The sequence below is a fragment of the Bacillota bacterium genome (assembly GCA_012727955.1).
GTDB lineage: Bacteria > Bacillota > Limnochordia > DTU087 > JAAYGB01 > JAAYGB01.
This window is the reverse complement of the sequence record JAAYGB010000038.1, coordinates 1-13,467: the sequence shown is the minus strand read 5'-3', so window position 1 is coordinate 13,467 and position 13,467 is coordinate 1. Positions and strand designations below refer to the sequence as shown.

The following is a 13,467-nucleotide window of genomic DNA, read 5'->3' as shown; positions in this document are numbered from 1 at the left end:
TTCTTCGTGACTCACTATTCTATGTATTTCATGGAGCATCCACACATATCCAAAGGGATCGCTAAACATTGCATAGGTTGCCCCAAACTCCGGCATCTCTGTCACCGGTTGCACTTCGGTACAGCCGGCGTTGATGGCCTTAGAAAAGGTTTCCCTGATGTCCGGGACCGCTATGTTGAACCAAACGGAAATAGGGTTGTCCGGTTGTGGTGCTATCAGTCCGAACTCCGGATTTTCGTCCAACATGTGAAAACGGACGCCGTAGAGGGTAAAGACAACTTCATTCTCACCCTTGGGGAAATCTGAAACCTCCACACGCTCAATGTCGAATATCCCTTCATACAGCTCCAGGGCCTGCAGACTGTCGGTGACGACCATGTCAATTTCTACTCCTACCATTTGCATCGCTCCCTTGGGGATTATGAGTTATTACCATATCTTTCAAAGACAAGCTGCCATATCTTGAGAATATCACAGGGCACTACAAAATACAGCAAGTAGGTGGACAGATAGACAAACTCTGCATCCTATTTCGCAAAGGCGTTGAAGGATACTGGAAGACTCTGCCGTAGACTAACTTAGTCTTGCCTGACAGACTGGGAAATATGACGCAAGCATCACGTGACGTAGAGGAGACCTATTCACATGATCACCCATCCAACTCTTACGGGCATACTTCTGCATTCCGATCAGGAACTAGCCAGTTTACTTGGGGCCGGCATTCTATGTCGGAACACCATCCACGAATGGCCGTTATCCTGTGTGCAGAAGGTGACCCTCGATAATGGAAAGCAACTAATTTACAAATCACAGCTTCCTCCAACCGTTGAGCCTGCTTTCTATGAGCAGGCGGAATCAGCACTGCTGCCCGGGCACCAACTGATGGGGAGATTTGGAGATTGCGATACGATGATCATCGATTGGATTGACGCTCCGCTGCTCAGGGATCAAGGGTTGAATTCCCATCAACTAATAGAGCATGGGAAACGGATAACAGCCCAGATCGGCGACATAGTTGGGGACCTACCGGTCTACCTGGATATTGGCTCAGAAAGGGCCTGGCTAGAAGTAGCGGGAAGTACGATGGAAAAGCTGAGTGCCCTGATCACCGATGGTCGTTTCCATTTCTCCAATAGCGATGTTCTTGGAAACTTGCAGCACTGGATCAGATCGGATCAAGTCTTGGAGACCATCAGCTGCAATCCCCGTGTTATTCACGGCGATCTCAAGGCTGATCAGGTTTTCTTGCTAGATGATGAATATCGGATTATCGACTGGCAACGGCCCTATATAGCACCACCGGAAGTGGACCTAGTTTCGCTGCTTGTTGATCTGCACATTGAACCCTGCCATATCGTCAAGCAATCGGTAATCGATATCTTTTGGTTCTTGCGTCTCCATTGGGCCATTGAAGCACAGTTCACCCTATTTCCCGAGAGACGATGGCCGATATTCAACGGCTGGGCAGAGGAAGCGATTAGCCATATTCTTTGACTCCTTGGGCTAAGGAGAGTATGCCGCTCCTTTGATCGCACCGAAGGGAAGCGCCATCCCTCGGCACCAAGAAGGCAGGGGACAAGAGGTGGCTTGCCCACTGCAGCTTGACGGCGACGAAGCTCCTGAAAGAGCCAGGATGGCATGACCGCGCTGGCCAGAGGATGGGTAAGGGCAGGACGACAGGTTAGAGGACCGGGTCGAAAAGCGTCGTAAGTACTAGAGGGCAGGGGCCTGAGGATGTAGGGACCCCTTGCCGGCTATCCCTGATTACCAGGCCATTATCTTGACCAAAGTTGACATATATTAGAAATTCTTATATTCTTTTTTACAAGAGGTGAAGCTATAGTGGGAAATTGTGCTGACTCTGAACCTGAGCCGCGTAGTCGACGATGGAACAAGTTAGTCTTTCCTAGCACAAAGACAAGTCTAGCCTATGTGCACATCCCAGAGGGCAATTCCATATTGTCCTTCTTGCTGTGCGTATTTTTGTTCTTGTAGGCGAAAATAACAATACATCCTACTTAATGGATTGAAGGCACACAAAGGGGTAATTTCTAGGGTAACTACTTAGGAGGTAAAAATTGGACGACAATCCTTTATCGTGGTTGCTTCTCCTTCAGTTTGTGTTCATCTGCCTCAATGCTATTTTTGCCTGCGCGGAAATCGCCGTTATTGCAATGAACGGCAACAAACTGACACAGCTGACCGCTGCCGGTGACAAGCGAGCTCTTCGGTTGGCCAAATTAGTGGAACAGCCCGCTGCCTTTCTGGCAACGATTCAGGTTGGGATTACTTTGGTCAACCTGTTGAGCAGTGCCGTCGCTACGGAGAATTTTTCCGGTCGGTTGACCAACTGGTTGCTGAGTATCGGAGTTAATATACCCAAACCTGTGGTTAGTATCTTATCTGTGGCAATAATCACTCTTCTTCTAACATACTTCACGGTACTCCTTGGTGAACTGGTTCCGAAACGACTTGCCCTGAAAAATGCTGAACGCATTGCACTGGGCATGTCTGGGTTTATCTACGGAGTGTCCCGGATGTTTACGCCAGCTGTTTGGCTTTTCACGGTGTCCACCAATGGCCTTTTGCGGCTGCTGGGGGTCGATCCTGAAGCCGAGGATGAACAGAACGTAGAAGAAGAAATTCTCATGATTCTAGATGCCGGCAAGCAGAAGGGAACCATTCTACCCGATGAGAAATACATGATTCAAAACATCTTTGAGTTTGACGATACCTATGCCGAAGAAATCATGACCCACCGGACAGAGGTTTCCCTGCTGTGGTTAGAAGAAACCGATGAACAATGGGAACAAACCATCCATGAAAGTAGGCACTCTATCTATCCCATCTGTTCCGGTAGTCCCGACAATATCGTTGGGGTCTTGTCTGCTAAGGACTATTTCAGACTGAAAAACAAGACCAGGGACGAGGTAATGAAGCACGCGGTCCAGGAACCCTATTTTGTCCCGGAGACGGTACGAGCCGATGTGCTCTTCCGCAATATGAAGCGGACCAGGAATCATTTCGCCGTTGTTGTTGATGAATACGGCGGCATGAGTGGAATCATCACCATGAACGATTTGCTAGAGGAGCTGGTAGGTGACCTGGACGATGACAGTTCCGTGCCGGAGGAATCACCGCCCGTTGAGCGGCTGGACTCCAGGACCTGGCGGATTCAAGGTACCGCCTCCCTCGACAAAGTATCAAGGCATCTGGGGGTGCCCCTGCCGGAAGAGGAGTACGATACCTTCGGAGGACTGGTTTTTGGACTGCTGGGAACGGTCCCCAGTGATGGTAGTACACCGGAGCTGGAGGAATTTGGATTGACCATTAAGGTAACACAAATTAAGGATCGGAGATTGGAAAGCGCGGTGGTGTACCTGGCGGAGGGAGAGCCGCCGAGCTCCGTCGACGAGGAATAGAGTAAACCCTTTGCCTCGAAATATACCAAGCCCTAAGCTCGGTATGCTTCGAGGCAATTTTGATCCCCCAGGCGATCCATCGGGTCGCAGCCCCGCACAGAAGGAGGGATAAAGCCTGCCTCCCTTGCCAGCTGCTCTTCTAGAATTGTCCCTTCTCGGATTTTCGCGAAAGATCTCCAAAACACCTTGACCAAAGGCTGCCAGGGGCCTACAATTAATAGTAACCATGAATGAAAATGATTTTCATTCCCGGCGTTACTTGCCATCAGACAGTAACGGTTAATGGAGGTAGGATTGTGAAGAACGGCATAATCTCCGATACCAGAAAAATGCGCCTATATGATGCCAGAAAAAACTCTTGCTGCAAAGTAGTCTCTAGTCCAGATCATCCCTTGCTGGACAGCTTGGGCATTTGTCCAGATTCCCTAGTTGTCGTAAAAAACAAGTATGCCTTTGGCGGTCCTGTGTTGCTGCAAGTAGATACAGCAACCATTGCACTGGGTAAGCTTATTGCCCAGCAGATTCTAGTTGAGGAGGTCGCCGGCTGATGGCTTCATGTCACGACATACAAGAGGATGCACGGATCCTAGAAACCAAAGACAAGATTTTATTGATGGGCAATCCCAACGTAGGTAAGAGTGTGTTCTTCACAGAGCTGACGGGCATCCATGCCATCAGCTCCAACTATGCCGGGACTACCGTTACTTACATGGAAGGCGAGCTAGTTCTTGATGACCACAAGTATACCCTGATTGACGTACCCGGTATTTACTCCATGACCGCCTCTTCCGAAGCCGAAGCAGTGGCTGTCCGGTTTATGGAGAGTGGAGCGCGGGCTGTGATCTGTGTCTTAGATGCCAGCAATCTAGAGCGGAATTTGCGTCTGGGGTTGGACCTGCAAAAATACGGCATCCCGATGGTATACGCCTTAAACCTGATGGATGTGGCTCGGCGTCACGGCTATGAGATTGATGTCGAGCTGCTGCAGCAGGAACTGGGCTGTCCGGTAATTCCCACGGTGGTGGTCAAGAAGCAAGGGTTGACAGAATTAAGGGCCGCCCTGCAAAGGGTCCTCAAGGAACCGAAGGCTGCCCTGAAGGCTCAACAGGTGCCCTCGGTGGATACCAGGACCCGAGCCCGGGAGATTACCCACAAGGTAAGAAAGCGCAACGATGCGGCCTTAAGTAGGTTAGATCGCTTGGGCAACAGCATGATGCAGCCCTTCCCGGGAATACCCATCGCCGTTTTAGTTATGCTCCTGAGCATCGGCGTAATTGTTGGTGCCGGTAAGGCCCTTAGAGCTGTCTTGCTGTTACCGCTGGTCAACGGGGTGCTGGTTCCCTTCTTTCGGATCTTATTCACCTCCTTTATCCCCGAAGGGATGTTCCTCAACATTCTAGTTGGGGAATACGGTATTTTCGTGATTAGTTTCGAGTGGATTATCGCCTTGATTTTACCCTACGTCTTCCTGTTTTACGTTGTCTTTTCATTTCTCGAGGATTCCGGTTACCTGCCCCGGGTGAGCGTCCTCTTTGATAACATCATGCGCAAACTCGGTGTCCAAGGCGGCAGCTTGATCAACATCGTGATGGGATATGGCTGTGCCGTACCGGCGATTATCGGCAGCCGGGCCGCCAGTTCCAGAAAGGAGCGGTTGGTGATCAGCGCGGCAGTTTGCTTTGCTGTGCCCTGTATTTCCCAGACGGGAGCCCTAATTAGTCTCTTGGGGAATTATTCAGCCTGGCTGATCATCGCCATGATTTTGTTTTCCCTCTTGCTGTTGGTTCTGGTCACACTCATTACCGGTAGGCTCGTAAAAGGGACGGTAGCTCCTCTCATTATCGAGGTTCCCAACTTGCTGATGCCAGAGCCCAAGGCCTATGGAAGAAAACTCTTGGTCCGGATGAAGCATTTTGCCTATGATGCGGAACTGCCGATGATGATTTCCATCGTGATTGCTTCTTTGCTGAAGGAGACGGGTTTGCTGGATCTCATCGCTGTCTACGCTGAACCAATTGTCAGCCAGTGGCTTGGCCTGCCGTCGGAGGCTGTCGTGGCTTTGATCCTAGGGATAATTCGGCGAGAGATGTCTGTGGCTCCGCTTTTGGCCTTGAACCTGACCTCCTTGCAGGCCTTCGTCGGTTCTGCGGTGGCTTTATTGTACTTGCCCTGTCTCTCGGTCTTTGGGATTTTGACCAAAGAGTTTAGCGTGAAAGTCGCTTTGACAATTTCTCTGTCGGCAACCTTCTTGGCTTTGTTTGTAGGTGGAGTGATCAATCACATTGCCCATCTGTTCATCTAGCTAAGTTGCTGCTTTGGTGGTATCGCTGGCTGACTCAATCCTCTAGCCAAAGGACTATCGCATCCTGGGAGGAAGCTTCCGTGAACCGGTGGATTGTTCGCTTTACTCAGAATATCGAATATTGGGCGGCAGCCAATCCCTTGGTTTATTGGCTCATAGCCCTGTACTATCGGGATATCATTCGCAGGGAAGTCCGCCTGGCAGAGATTGGACCCAGGGATCACATCCTTTGTGCTGGCGGTGGCCCCTGTCCCTTTAGTGCCATTTTGCTCCACCAGTATACCGGGGCACGGGTCACCGTCATCGATAGAGACGAGAATTGCATTCTGCCTGCTCGCCGGGTGCTGGAAAGGTTGAACCTGAGCCATGTGATTCAGGTCCTGTGCCATGACTGCAGTGATGTGGAACTAGAGGACTTCACCGTAGTGCACTTGGCGGTACAGGTTTCGCCGCTGGAGCAAGTTTTGCGGCGGATGCGCTATCAAGCGCTGCCGGGAACGAGACTGCTGGTTCGCACACCAAAGGCGAAACTCCAGCGGCTCTACGGAGGATGCGGTGCCTGTATCGACGGCACTGATTGCCGTGCCGTTTGTCACCGGAGGACCCGCAACATCGACCGTACCCTGTTGTTTGTCACAGAAGGAGCATTTTCATGCTGAAAAGATGGTTCTGGTGGCTGGCGGCCGGTGTCTTGCTGTTGTTTCTGTGGCGGCAAGTTGATATGGCAGAGCTGCAGCACAGTGTGGCACAGATTCCCTGGCAGGTCCTGGTGGCGCTACTGGTAGTGCAGATTGTTACCCAGGTGCTGTTAAATTTCCAGTGGTACCGGATAGCAAAGCTCGCGGCCATCGACATTCCCTTTTGGCGCATGTTTTATATCAATGCCCAGGGTTCGGTGATGGAGTCCATCACTCCCGGAGTCAAAGTCGGCGGCGAGATCACCCGGGCAGTGCAAATCGCCCGTATCGGGAACTGCTCCGGTCATCAGGCAGCTGTCGTCGTGGCCCTGCAGAAAATCTTCAGCTTAAGTGCCTTCGTGCTGATCAATATCTTCTCGGTCTTGTACTTGTCCAACAGAAGTGCCCTTTTTCCGACAAGTCCGGCAAAGATTGCCATCTTAGGTGTTCTGGTTGTTTTCGTCCTCATCTTCTGCCTGATGTTCCTGCTGCCCAAGAGGATGCTCAATTGGTTAGCGGCAAAGGAAGAAGTCAGGCCAAACCGATCCGGGGCAGTCCGGCGATTCCTCCAGAACCTGCTGGAACACATTCTCCTGTTTGAAAATCAAAGCGGTGAACTAATCCTGCAGTTTGTGTTGGCCCTGGCAATATGGCTCCTTTATCCAGCCAAACTCTATGTCCTAGCTGTTCAAATCCAACCCGACATACCCCTGGTTTATATTGGCAGCATTACCTTTGTGTCTTACCTGATCGGCATGCTGCCTTTGTTTCCCGGCGGTTTGGGGGGATTTGAAGGCACAATGACCGGGCTACTAAGGGGTCTGGGGGTACCCTTGAGCGGGGCCGCGGCTTTGGCAGTCATTTTTCGGTTTGTCACCTTTTGGTTTGTCATCTTGGTCAGCTTGTGTTATGCAGCGGTCTACAACATGATTAATCGACACAATCTCAATCTGAAAGAATGTTGACCGATGAATAATGGCGATTGGAAGAAGTTGATCCCCAATCTGATGACCATGGCTAATATGACCCTGGGCTTGGGTACAGTATTGCTTTTGCTGCGTCCAGGTACCGGAGTTCAAAGGTTAGTCTGCGTGGTCCTAATTCTAGCTGGGGGACTGATCGATGCCCTGGATGGCAGTATCGCCCGCAGGTTGCAGGCAGCAACGGAGATGGGAAAACAACTGGACTCCTTTGCCGATCTGATTACCTTTGGGGTGGCTCCCATCGCTTTACTCCATGCCGTGGGATTTGCTGAGTATTCACCGGCGGTGACTATCCTTGGGTGGGTTTATCTAATTGCTGGAGCCTATCGTTTAGCCCGCTATAATCTGGGGGATTTTACCGATCATTTCATCGGTTTACCCATTACCGCGGCGGGAATCATCCTAGCTCTTTACTGTGCCATCTTCCTGCTCTGGGAAGGCTTAAATCCCAAGGTGACTACGCCGCTAGTGTTGGCGGGGCTTTCCCTGTTGATGGTAAGCCGATTTAAGATTAACCGGCTATAACTCCTCCTTCCCCGGTCCAGAAAGAAAAATAAGGGTTTCCGGACATTGATGCATGCCGACTCAATGCCAGGAAACCCTTATCCTATTCCCACCTTCTCGCTGGCGCCTTCCTGGCGGCCACAATTAACATCATCGGCCGGCGCATTTCATCCCTCATTCCCGGAATATCCATCATTCTTTCCGGTGGTTGGGGCTCCACAACCTGAGTGAGCACAAACCCCTTGGCCAGCAAGGTATTTAAGTATGTGGTCAGCGTTCTATGGTATTTGGTTACCCTTTCTCCCAGGAAAACCGCTGTCCGCTTTCCTTCGTAATAGTAGTTGTCCACGGGAAAATGCAATATCTCCCCTTGGTCGTTGTAATACCAGTCCTGGGACCCATAGGCCGTGAAAACAGGATGTTCAACGGTAAAAACGAAATCACCGCCTGCCTTCAGCATTCTACAGATCTTCTCAACGAGACTCTGATAGTCCGCGACATAGTGAAGGGCCAGGGAGCAGAGAATGACATCAAAGCTTTCCGCTGGGAAATCCACATCTTCCATAGCACAACATTGATATTCAACCTGGGGGAAAGGGGTTTTCCCTTTGGCCACCTCCAGCATCTTGCGGGAAATATCGATGCCGACCACAGAGGAAGCACCCTTTTCCGCGGCATAGATGCAGTGCCAGCCGTATCCACATCCCAAGTCCAGGACACGCTTATCCTTAAAGTCCGGCAGTACTTGTCTCAAGGTTTCCCATTCTCCGGCACCGGCCAGTCCCTGTTGTGAGCGACTCATTTGACTGTATTTCTGGAAAAAAACAGCGTCGTCATATTTGTTTTCTTTCATCGGAATCTCCTTCAGCTGCAAACATGAAAAGCGCCTTCTGCCTTATTTCTTTACTATTGCTATACTAAGGCCATCCCAACCTTTTAGCCCAACGGTCTGAAGGGTAGTAGCCTTCAACCAGGGGTTACCTGACATATTCGCTATAAATCTTCTTACACCCTGAACCCGATCCTCCTCACTATCGGGGTTGCATACTTCACCATCCCGAACTACATTATCTCCAATTATTACGCCGCCCGGTCTTATCAGTTGGATAGCCAGCTCAAGGTATTCTGGGTTATTGGATCCTTTCAGGCCCCGTCGGTACTGTGGGGAATGGGCGGAAAGGGGTGCTTTTGCAGAATCACATTCTAACCTATGCTTGTACGCTCAAGCCCAATAACCCCTGTCCCGGTGAGTGCCGCTGCCATCACTGTTGACACAAGAAGCGGCGCAATTGAGGGCGCTGACCAGCCGCTAACTGAAGGTCCCGGTGTAATCCCTTGTATCGCGGGGACCCGTCTTGTCCTTAAAAAAGAGACCCTCGAAATTCTCGAGGGTTGAAGTTATGTTCTTCCTACCCAGGAGTGTCTCCATCACTTCGATATTCCAGAATATCTCCTGGTTGGCAGTTTAATGCGCTGCAGATGGCCTCTAAAGTTGAGAAGCGAATCGCCCTGGCCTTTCCATTTTTCAGGATGGAAAGGTTTGACATGGTGATTCCGATTTTCTCCGAAAGCTCTGTGAGAGTCATTTTCCTTTTTGCCAGCATGACATCAAGATTAACTATAATTGGCATACCAGTCCACCTCAGATCGTTAAGTCGTTTTCCGATTTCATGGCGATAGCGTCCTGCAGCAGAGTGCTGAGAACGGAGGCAAAGACGAAAATGATAAAGGCAGCGCCTGCTATCGCCATGCCGATAATGATTAAGCCCGGCGCATCGTCCTTCTCCGCCACTACGTAGAAAAAGGGTAAGCCTCCCAGGGTGCAAATCAGAAATTCTACAAAGGCTGAGCGCATGATAATCTTCAGTGCCCTGGCCGACAACTCGGAGAAAGCACGGCCAGTGTCGATATAGCCCAGCAGCTTATAGGACTGATACAGTGCAGTGAAGCAGGGTATTGCTGCTGCACAGGTACCGAGTAGCAGGACATAGGACAAAACATAGTACTCTGAGGCTGGATCTGTTTTTGCTGCTAGCCAGGCTGCACCACCGCACATAGCAAGCACGATTGCTCCTGCGACAAAGAGTGCCAAACGTAATACCAGTGTTGAATACTGTCTCACAACAACCACCTCTGATCATGGGTTAGTCTTTAGTTTGTTAACGATTATAGCAAAGAATTTATCGTTTAACAATATATGTTTATCGTTTTTCGCCTAACAATAGAACGTCTCAGGCTTTGTTCTTGCCTAAGAAAATACCCTCGACGATGGTCTTGTGGACAACCCATCGAGGGCACAGCTTGAACCTTTACCTGGAAAGTGTCCCGGCTGAGGCATTGATTATTCCCAAAGGTAAGCAGTCATGGTTAATGAGCCCAGCTCACAGGACTTGTTATAGACACTGACCTGATCATCTTCATCTGACGCCCCGAGCACGTACAAAAGGGGGTAGAAGTGATCTGGAGTCGGCACTGCCAGCCTGGCAATATCACCCAGTTCATTGAACCTCAGGACATTTCCGTGATTTTTATCAAGAATGTTTTCGCAGATATAGTCGTCAAACTCATAGGCCCAGTCAAAACCTTTGTTTGGCTGATGCCAATCAACCAGTCTCAAGTTATGGACAACATTTCCGCTCCCGAAGAGAAGAACTCCCTCTTGCCTTAAGGTACTTAACTCCTTGCCAATTCCGTAATGGGTTTCCGCAGGAGCATCCGCGTCTATGCTGAGCTGGAACACAGGAATATCCCTTTCAGGATACATATGGACTAATACTGACCAAGTACCGTGGTCAATACCCCAGGAATTATCATATCTTGTTTCCCTTGAAATCAGCTCCCTACAGACCCTGGCAATTTCCGGCGAACCCGGTGCATTATACAAGATTTCATAGAGCTCCTTGGGAAAACCGTACATGTCATGGATGGTTCTTGGGTTTTCCTCGTTCATGATCCTCGTTCCGTGGGTATACCAATGAGCGGAAACCGATAGTATCGCCTGAGGTCTTGGTATCCTTGCAGCTATAGTTCTCCATCCCCTGGAATAATCGTTGTCTTCAATGGCGTTCATTGGGGAACCATGTCCGACAAACAAGACGGGCATCTTTGCCATAGCAGATCCTATTCCTTTCCCGAGTTTAATCTCCAAAACAATTTCCGACGCAGTCAAGCTCGAAGTAGTGCTGGAAGTGCAACCTGTTTTTGGTATTTTCCCCCCTCTGAACTCAGTAATGCAGATTTCCCTGCCAGCAATACCAGTATCTCAACGTGGCTCGAGTCAATGGAATTGACCACAGCCTTCAGTGGGATGAAATTCGCTTCTTTCCGTTGAAGAAAGCTCTGCAGCGCAAATAGCTCTCATTGACGTTTACACTTGTCTTCTATATACTTCACGTTGTGGAGTATATTAGTTGCTTACTTCGTGGGTCTCAAGGCTCTAGCAGTAGCAATTATCGAGGAATCTCACCAAGAGCATCACAGTATATCTGCGGTGACTGATATGTACGCCCCTCAGCCCCAGATAATGGCACTGTAGTCAGCTGTATGAACCCAAGAGAGGTTTCTGGCTAAGTGTTGCTGCATTTGACATTGCAATCTACGAATACAGGGGGTCTTATGATTTGGAGAACAAAAAAAACACTTACCTAAAATTGTTTACCTCTACCTTTTATTTAAGCGCTTTTACCTTTGGAGGGGGATACGTCATTGTACCATTGATGAAAAAGAAATTCGTAGATGAATTGCAGTGGATTGAGGAGGATGAGATGCTGAACTTAACAGCAATTGCACAATCCTCACCGGGACCAATTGCAGTCAATACATCGATACTGCTGGGGTATCGTCTTGCGGGAATGCTAGGTGCCCTGGTAACAGTTTTAGGTACGGTTTTGCCGCCGCTGATCACTATTTCTGTGATCTCCCTTTTCTACGCTGCATTTCGTGATAACACTGTAGTCAATGCGGTTCTGAAAGGGATGCAAGCTGGCGTTGCCGCGGTAATTGCAGATGTGGTTTTGAACCTCGGAAATAATGTCTTGAAGCACAAGGACATAGTATCTACGATTATCATGGTGGGTGCATTCGTTGCTACGTTTTTATTGGGGATTAACGTTGTGTATATTATCTTGGTGTCTGGATTGATCGGAGCGGCGAGAATTCTGATGCAAAGGAAAAAAGTCCAAGGGGACGGTGACGCCCAATGATATTCTTAGAGCTTTTTTGGAGCTTCTTTCAAATCGGCCTCTTTAGCATTGGCGGTGGCATGGCTGCAATACCGCTGATTCAAAACCAGGTAGTTAATGTGCACCGCTGGCTGACATTAACGGAATTTATCGATCTCATCACCATTGCAGAAATGACGCCTGGACCCATCGCCATCAATTCAGCCACCTTTGTGGGAATCAGAATTGCGGGCCTACCAGGGGCGATTGTTGCTACCATTGGATGTATTTTTCCTTCTTGTATTATCGTCTCAATCTTGGCATGGGTTTATTTTAAGTTCAAAGAATTGACCTTAGTACAAGGAGTATTGGCTAGTTTGAGACCCGCCATTGTGGCGCTGATTGCATCGGCAGGGTTGTCGATTTTTACACTGGCTATTTGGGGAGAAGGCGGCTTTTCCACGGATCCTCAAGCAATTAACTTGGTTTCCGTGTTGCTATTTGCTGCGGCAATATTCATTCTGCGCAAATGGAAGCCGAATCCTGTGTATGTAATGATCGGATCCGGCATTATCGGTGGAGCAATTTACTTGATGATATAGTTTGCTCACCCCTCGAAGGCGAATTGGTCTGGTTTACCAATGGAATTCGAGGGGTGAGTATTATTTTTCTCCCCCTTGACCAGTTGTGGGGGTTTTTCCCGGCCGTTGAAGGGGGGATTGATGGCAGAGCAGCTGAGAGAAAAGAATCATAGCGCTTTGATCATGATCAAACATGGATTCCATTCGTCCCACAAAGTTGGAAAAACCTCAAGTTTAGAAAAGCCAACTGCTTTGTAAAAAGCCACCGTTTGATCATACTCAGCATAGTGACCTTCTTCCACAGTTTTGACTTGCAGGTACTTATACTTTTCCTTTGCATACTTTTCCAACGCCAGATACAGTTGAGATCCGATTCCTTTCCTATGGTAGGCTTTTTTGACCCCCAGGCAATGAATATCCCCGGTTTCTGGGCTGCTTTCCCGTAATGTTATAAACCCAACAATCTCTTCATGCTTTCTAGCTGCCCATAGGGGCAGTTGTCGAGACCCATTGATATAGGCTTTAGTACTTTCAGGCAGCCCAAACCACTCAGGGAGATCCAATAATACCTCTGAGACTATTTCTGCTTTTTCTTCAGGGTCTTCAACCCTTTCAATCTGAAAAGCATCTTGCATTTACTTTTCTCCTGATATCATTGGGGATTAGTTAAACCTTCTAAAAACAAGGGTTTCCTGACCTAGCTATCTCCGGCAAAGAAGCCGAGAAAAATCTCTATGTCGGAAAACCCTTTACTTGTAGGTGCTGTCAGCCCTTCTAATTATCTGCCCTTGACACTATCGGGCTAATTTCTAGACATCAAGCACACTGTTTCGACATG

Annotated in this window: 16 protein-coding genes; 9 read left to right on the top strand and 7 right to left on the bottom strand. The window is 49.1% G+C overall.

All coding sequences use genetic code 11. The features are described from left to right. The coding region (locus GX030_07320) for a VOC family protein (protein NLV92184.1) at positions 1-399 on the bottom strand (399 nt) is incomplete at its 3' end. A 246-nt stretch (positions 400-645) separates the two neighbouring features. Between GX030_07320 and GX030_07315 the strand changes: the two genes are divergently transcribed. The 7 genes from GX030_07315 to GX030_07285 all read left to right on the top strand — a co-directional run bounded on the left by GX030_07315 (position 646) and on the right by GX030_07285 (position 7,909). Then, positions 646-1,494 carry a phosphotransferase gene (locus GX030_07315; protein NLV92183.1) on the top strand — a complete coding sequence of 283 codons (849 nt, stop codon included), beginning with the start codon at positions 646-648 and terminating at the stop codon, positions 1,492-1,494. Positions 1,495-2,078: 584 nt separating this feature from the next. Further along, the gene (locus GX030_07310) at positions 2,079-3,422 is read left to right on the top strand and encodes an HlyC/CorC family transporter (GenBank protein NLV92182.1); all 1,344 of its coding nucleotides are present in this window, start codon (positions 2,079-2,081) and stop codon (positions 3,420-3,422) included. 296 nt (positions 3,423-3,718) lie between these two features. Further along, positions 3,719-3,970: a ferrous iron transport protein A gene (locus GX030_07305; protein ID NLV92181.1), complete on the top strand. Its 252-nt coding sequence runs from the start codon at positions 3,719-3,721 to the stop codon at positions 3,968-3,970. Continuing rightward, on the top strand, positions 3,970-5,724 hold the full coding sequence (locus GX030_07300; GenBank protein ID NLV92180.1) for a ferrous iron transporter B: 1,755 nt from the start codon (positions 3,970-3,972) through the stop codon (positions 5,722-5,724). The genes GX030_07305 and GX030_07300 overlap by 1 nt, the downstream gene beginning before the upstream one ends. An 80-nt stretch (positions 5,725-5,804) precedes the next feature. Further along, a complete protein-coding gene (locus GX030_07295) occupies positions 5,805-6,383 on the top strand; it encodes a class I SAM-dependent methyltransferase (protein ID NLV92179.1) in 579 nt (192 codons plus the stop codon). Next, positions 6,377-7,366 (top strand): flippase-like domain-containing protein, encoded by a 990-nt coding sequence (locus tag GX030_07290; protein NLV92178.1) that lies wholly within the window; start codon positions 6,377-6,379, stop codon positions 7,364-7,366. The genes GX030_07295 and GX030_07290 overlap by 7 nt, the downstream gene beginning before the upstream one ends. Before the next feature lie 3 nt (positions 7,367-7,369). After that, positions 7,370-7,909 (top strand): CDP-diacylglycerol--serine O-phosphatidyltransferase, encoded by a 540-nt coding sequence (locus GX030_07285; GenBank protein NLV92177.1) that lies wholly within the window; start codon positions 7,370-7,372, stop codon positions 7,907-7,909. A gap of 82 nt (positions 7,910-7,991) precedes the next feature. Here the strand turns inward: GX030_07285 and GX030_07280 are convergent, their stop codons facing one another. The 5 genes from GX030_07280 to ygiD form a co-directional block, all read right to left on the bottom strand. Then, positions 7,992-8,741 (bottom strand): class I SAM-dependent methyltransferase, encoded by a 750-nt coding sequence (locus GX030_07280; protein ID NLV92176.1) that lies wholly within the window; start codon positions 8,739-8,741, stop codon positions 7,992-7,994. Between the two features lie 42 nt (positions 8,742-8,783). Further along, positions 8,784-9,035 (bottom strand): hypothetical protein, encoded by a 252-nt coding sequence (locus tag GX030_07275; GenBank protein NLV92175.1) that lies wholly within the window; start codon positions 9,033-9,035, stop codon positions 8,784-8,786. A 262-nt stretch (positions 9,036-9,297) separates the two neighbouring features. After that, positions 9,298-9,519 (bottom strand): helix-turn-helix transcriptional regulator, encoded by a 222-nt coding sequence (locus GX030_07270; protein ID NLV92174.1) that lies wholly within the window; start codon positions 9,517-9,519, stop codon positions 9,298-9,300. An 11-nt stretch (positions 9,520-9,530) separates the two neighbouring features. Continuing rightward, positions 9,531-10,010 (bottom strand): DUF2975 domain-containing protein, encoded by a 480-nt coding sequence (locus GX030_07265; GenBank protein ID NLV92173.1) that lies wholly within the window; start codon positions 10,008-10,010, stop codon positions 9,531-9,533. 219 nt (positions 10,011-10,229) lie between these two features. Next, the gene (gene ygiD, locus GX030_07260) at positions 10,230-11,000 is read right to left on the bottom strand and encodes a 4,5-DOPA dioxygenase extradiol (GenBank protein ID NLV92172.1); all 771 of its coding nucleotides are present in this window, start codon (positions 10,998-11,000) and stop codon (positions 10,230-10,232) included. A gap of 508 nt (positions 11,001-11,508) precedes the next feature. On the opposite strand from ygiD, the gene GX030_07255 reads away from it, so the two are divergent. Further along, the gene (locus tag GX030_07255) at positions 11,509-12,090 is read left to right on the top strand and encodes a chromate transporter (protein ID NLV92171.1); all 582 of its coding nucleotides are present in this window, start codon (positions 11,509-11,511) and stop codon (positions 12,088-12,090) included. Then, positions 12,087-12,650, top strand: coding sequence for a chromate transporter (locus GX030_07250; GenBank protein ID NLV92170.1), 564 nt, complete (start codon positions 12,087-12,089; stop codon positions 12,648-12,650). Before GX030_07255 ends, GX030_07250 begins: the two co-directional genes overlap by 4 nt. A gap of 146 nt (positions 12,651-12,796) precedes the next feature. Here GX030_07250 and GX030_07245 read toward each other — a convergent pair whose 3' ends face one another. Next, positions 12,797-13,264, bottom strand: coding sequence for a GNAT family N-acetyltransferase (locus GX030_07245; GenBank protein NLV92169.1), 468 nt, complete (start codon positions 13,262-13,264; stop codon positions 12,797-12,799). Positions 13,265-13,467: the final 203 nt, after the last annotated feature.

Bases quoted from the DNA above. Each gene is read 5' to 3' on its own strand.
- GX030_07245 (NLV92169.1), bottom strand. From the start codon at position 13,264: ATGCAAGATGCTTTTCAGATTGAAAGGGTTGAAGACCCTGAAGAAAAA.
- GX030_07300 (NLV92180.1), top strand. From the start codon at position 3,970: ATGGCTTCATGTCACGACATACAAGAGGATGCACGGATCCTAGAAACC.
- GX030_07250 (NLV92170.1), top strand. From the start codon at position 12,087: ATGATATTCTTAGAGCTTTTTTGGAGCTTCTTTCAAATCGGCCTCTTT.
- GX030_07290 (NLV92178.1), top strand. From the start codon at position 6,377: ATGCTGAAAAGATGGTTCTGGTGGCTGGCGGCCGGTGTCTTGCTGTTG.
- GX030_07285 (NLV92177.1), top strand. From the start codon at position 7,370: ATGAATAATGGCGATTGGAAGAAGTTGATCCCCAATCTGATGACCATG.
- GX030_07315 (NLV92183.1), top strand. From the start codon at position 646: ATGATCACCCATCCAACTCTTACGGGCATACTTCTGCATTCCGATCAG.
- GX030_07280 (NLV92176.1), bottom strand. From the start codon at position 8,741: ATGAAAGAAAACAAATATGACGACGCTGTTTTTTTCCAGAAATACAGT.
- ygiD (NLV92172.1), bottom strand. From the start codon at position 11,000: ATGGCAAAGATGCCCGTCTTGTTTGTCGGACATGGTTCCCCAATGAAC.
- GX030_07270 (NLV92174.1), bottom strand. From the start codon at position 9,519: ATGCCAATTATAGTTAATCTTGATGTCATGCTGGCAAAAAGGAAAATG.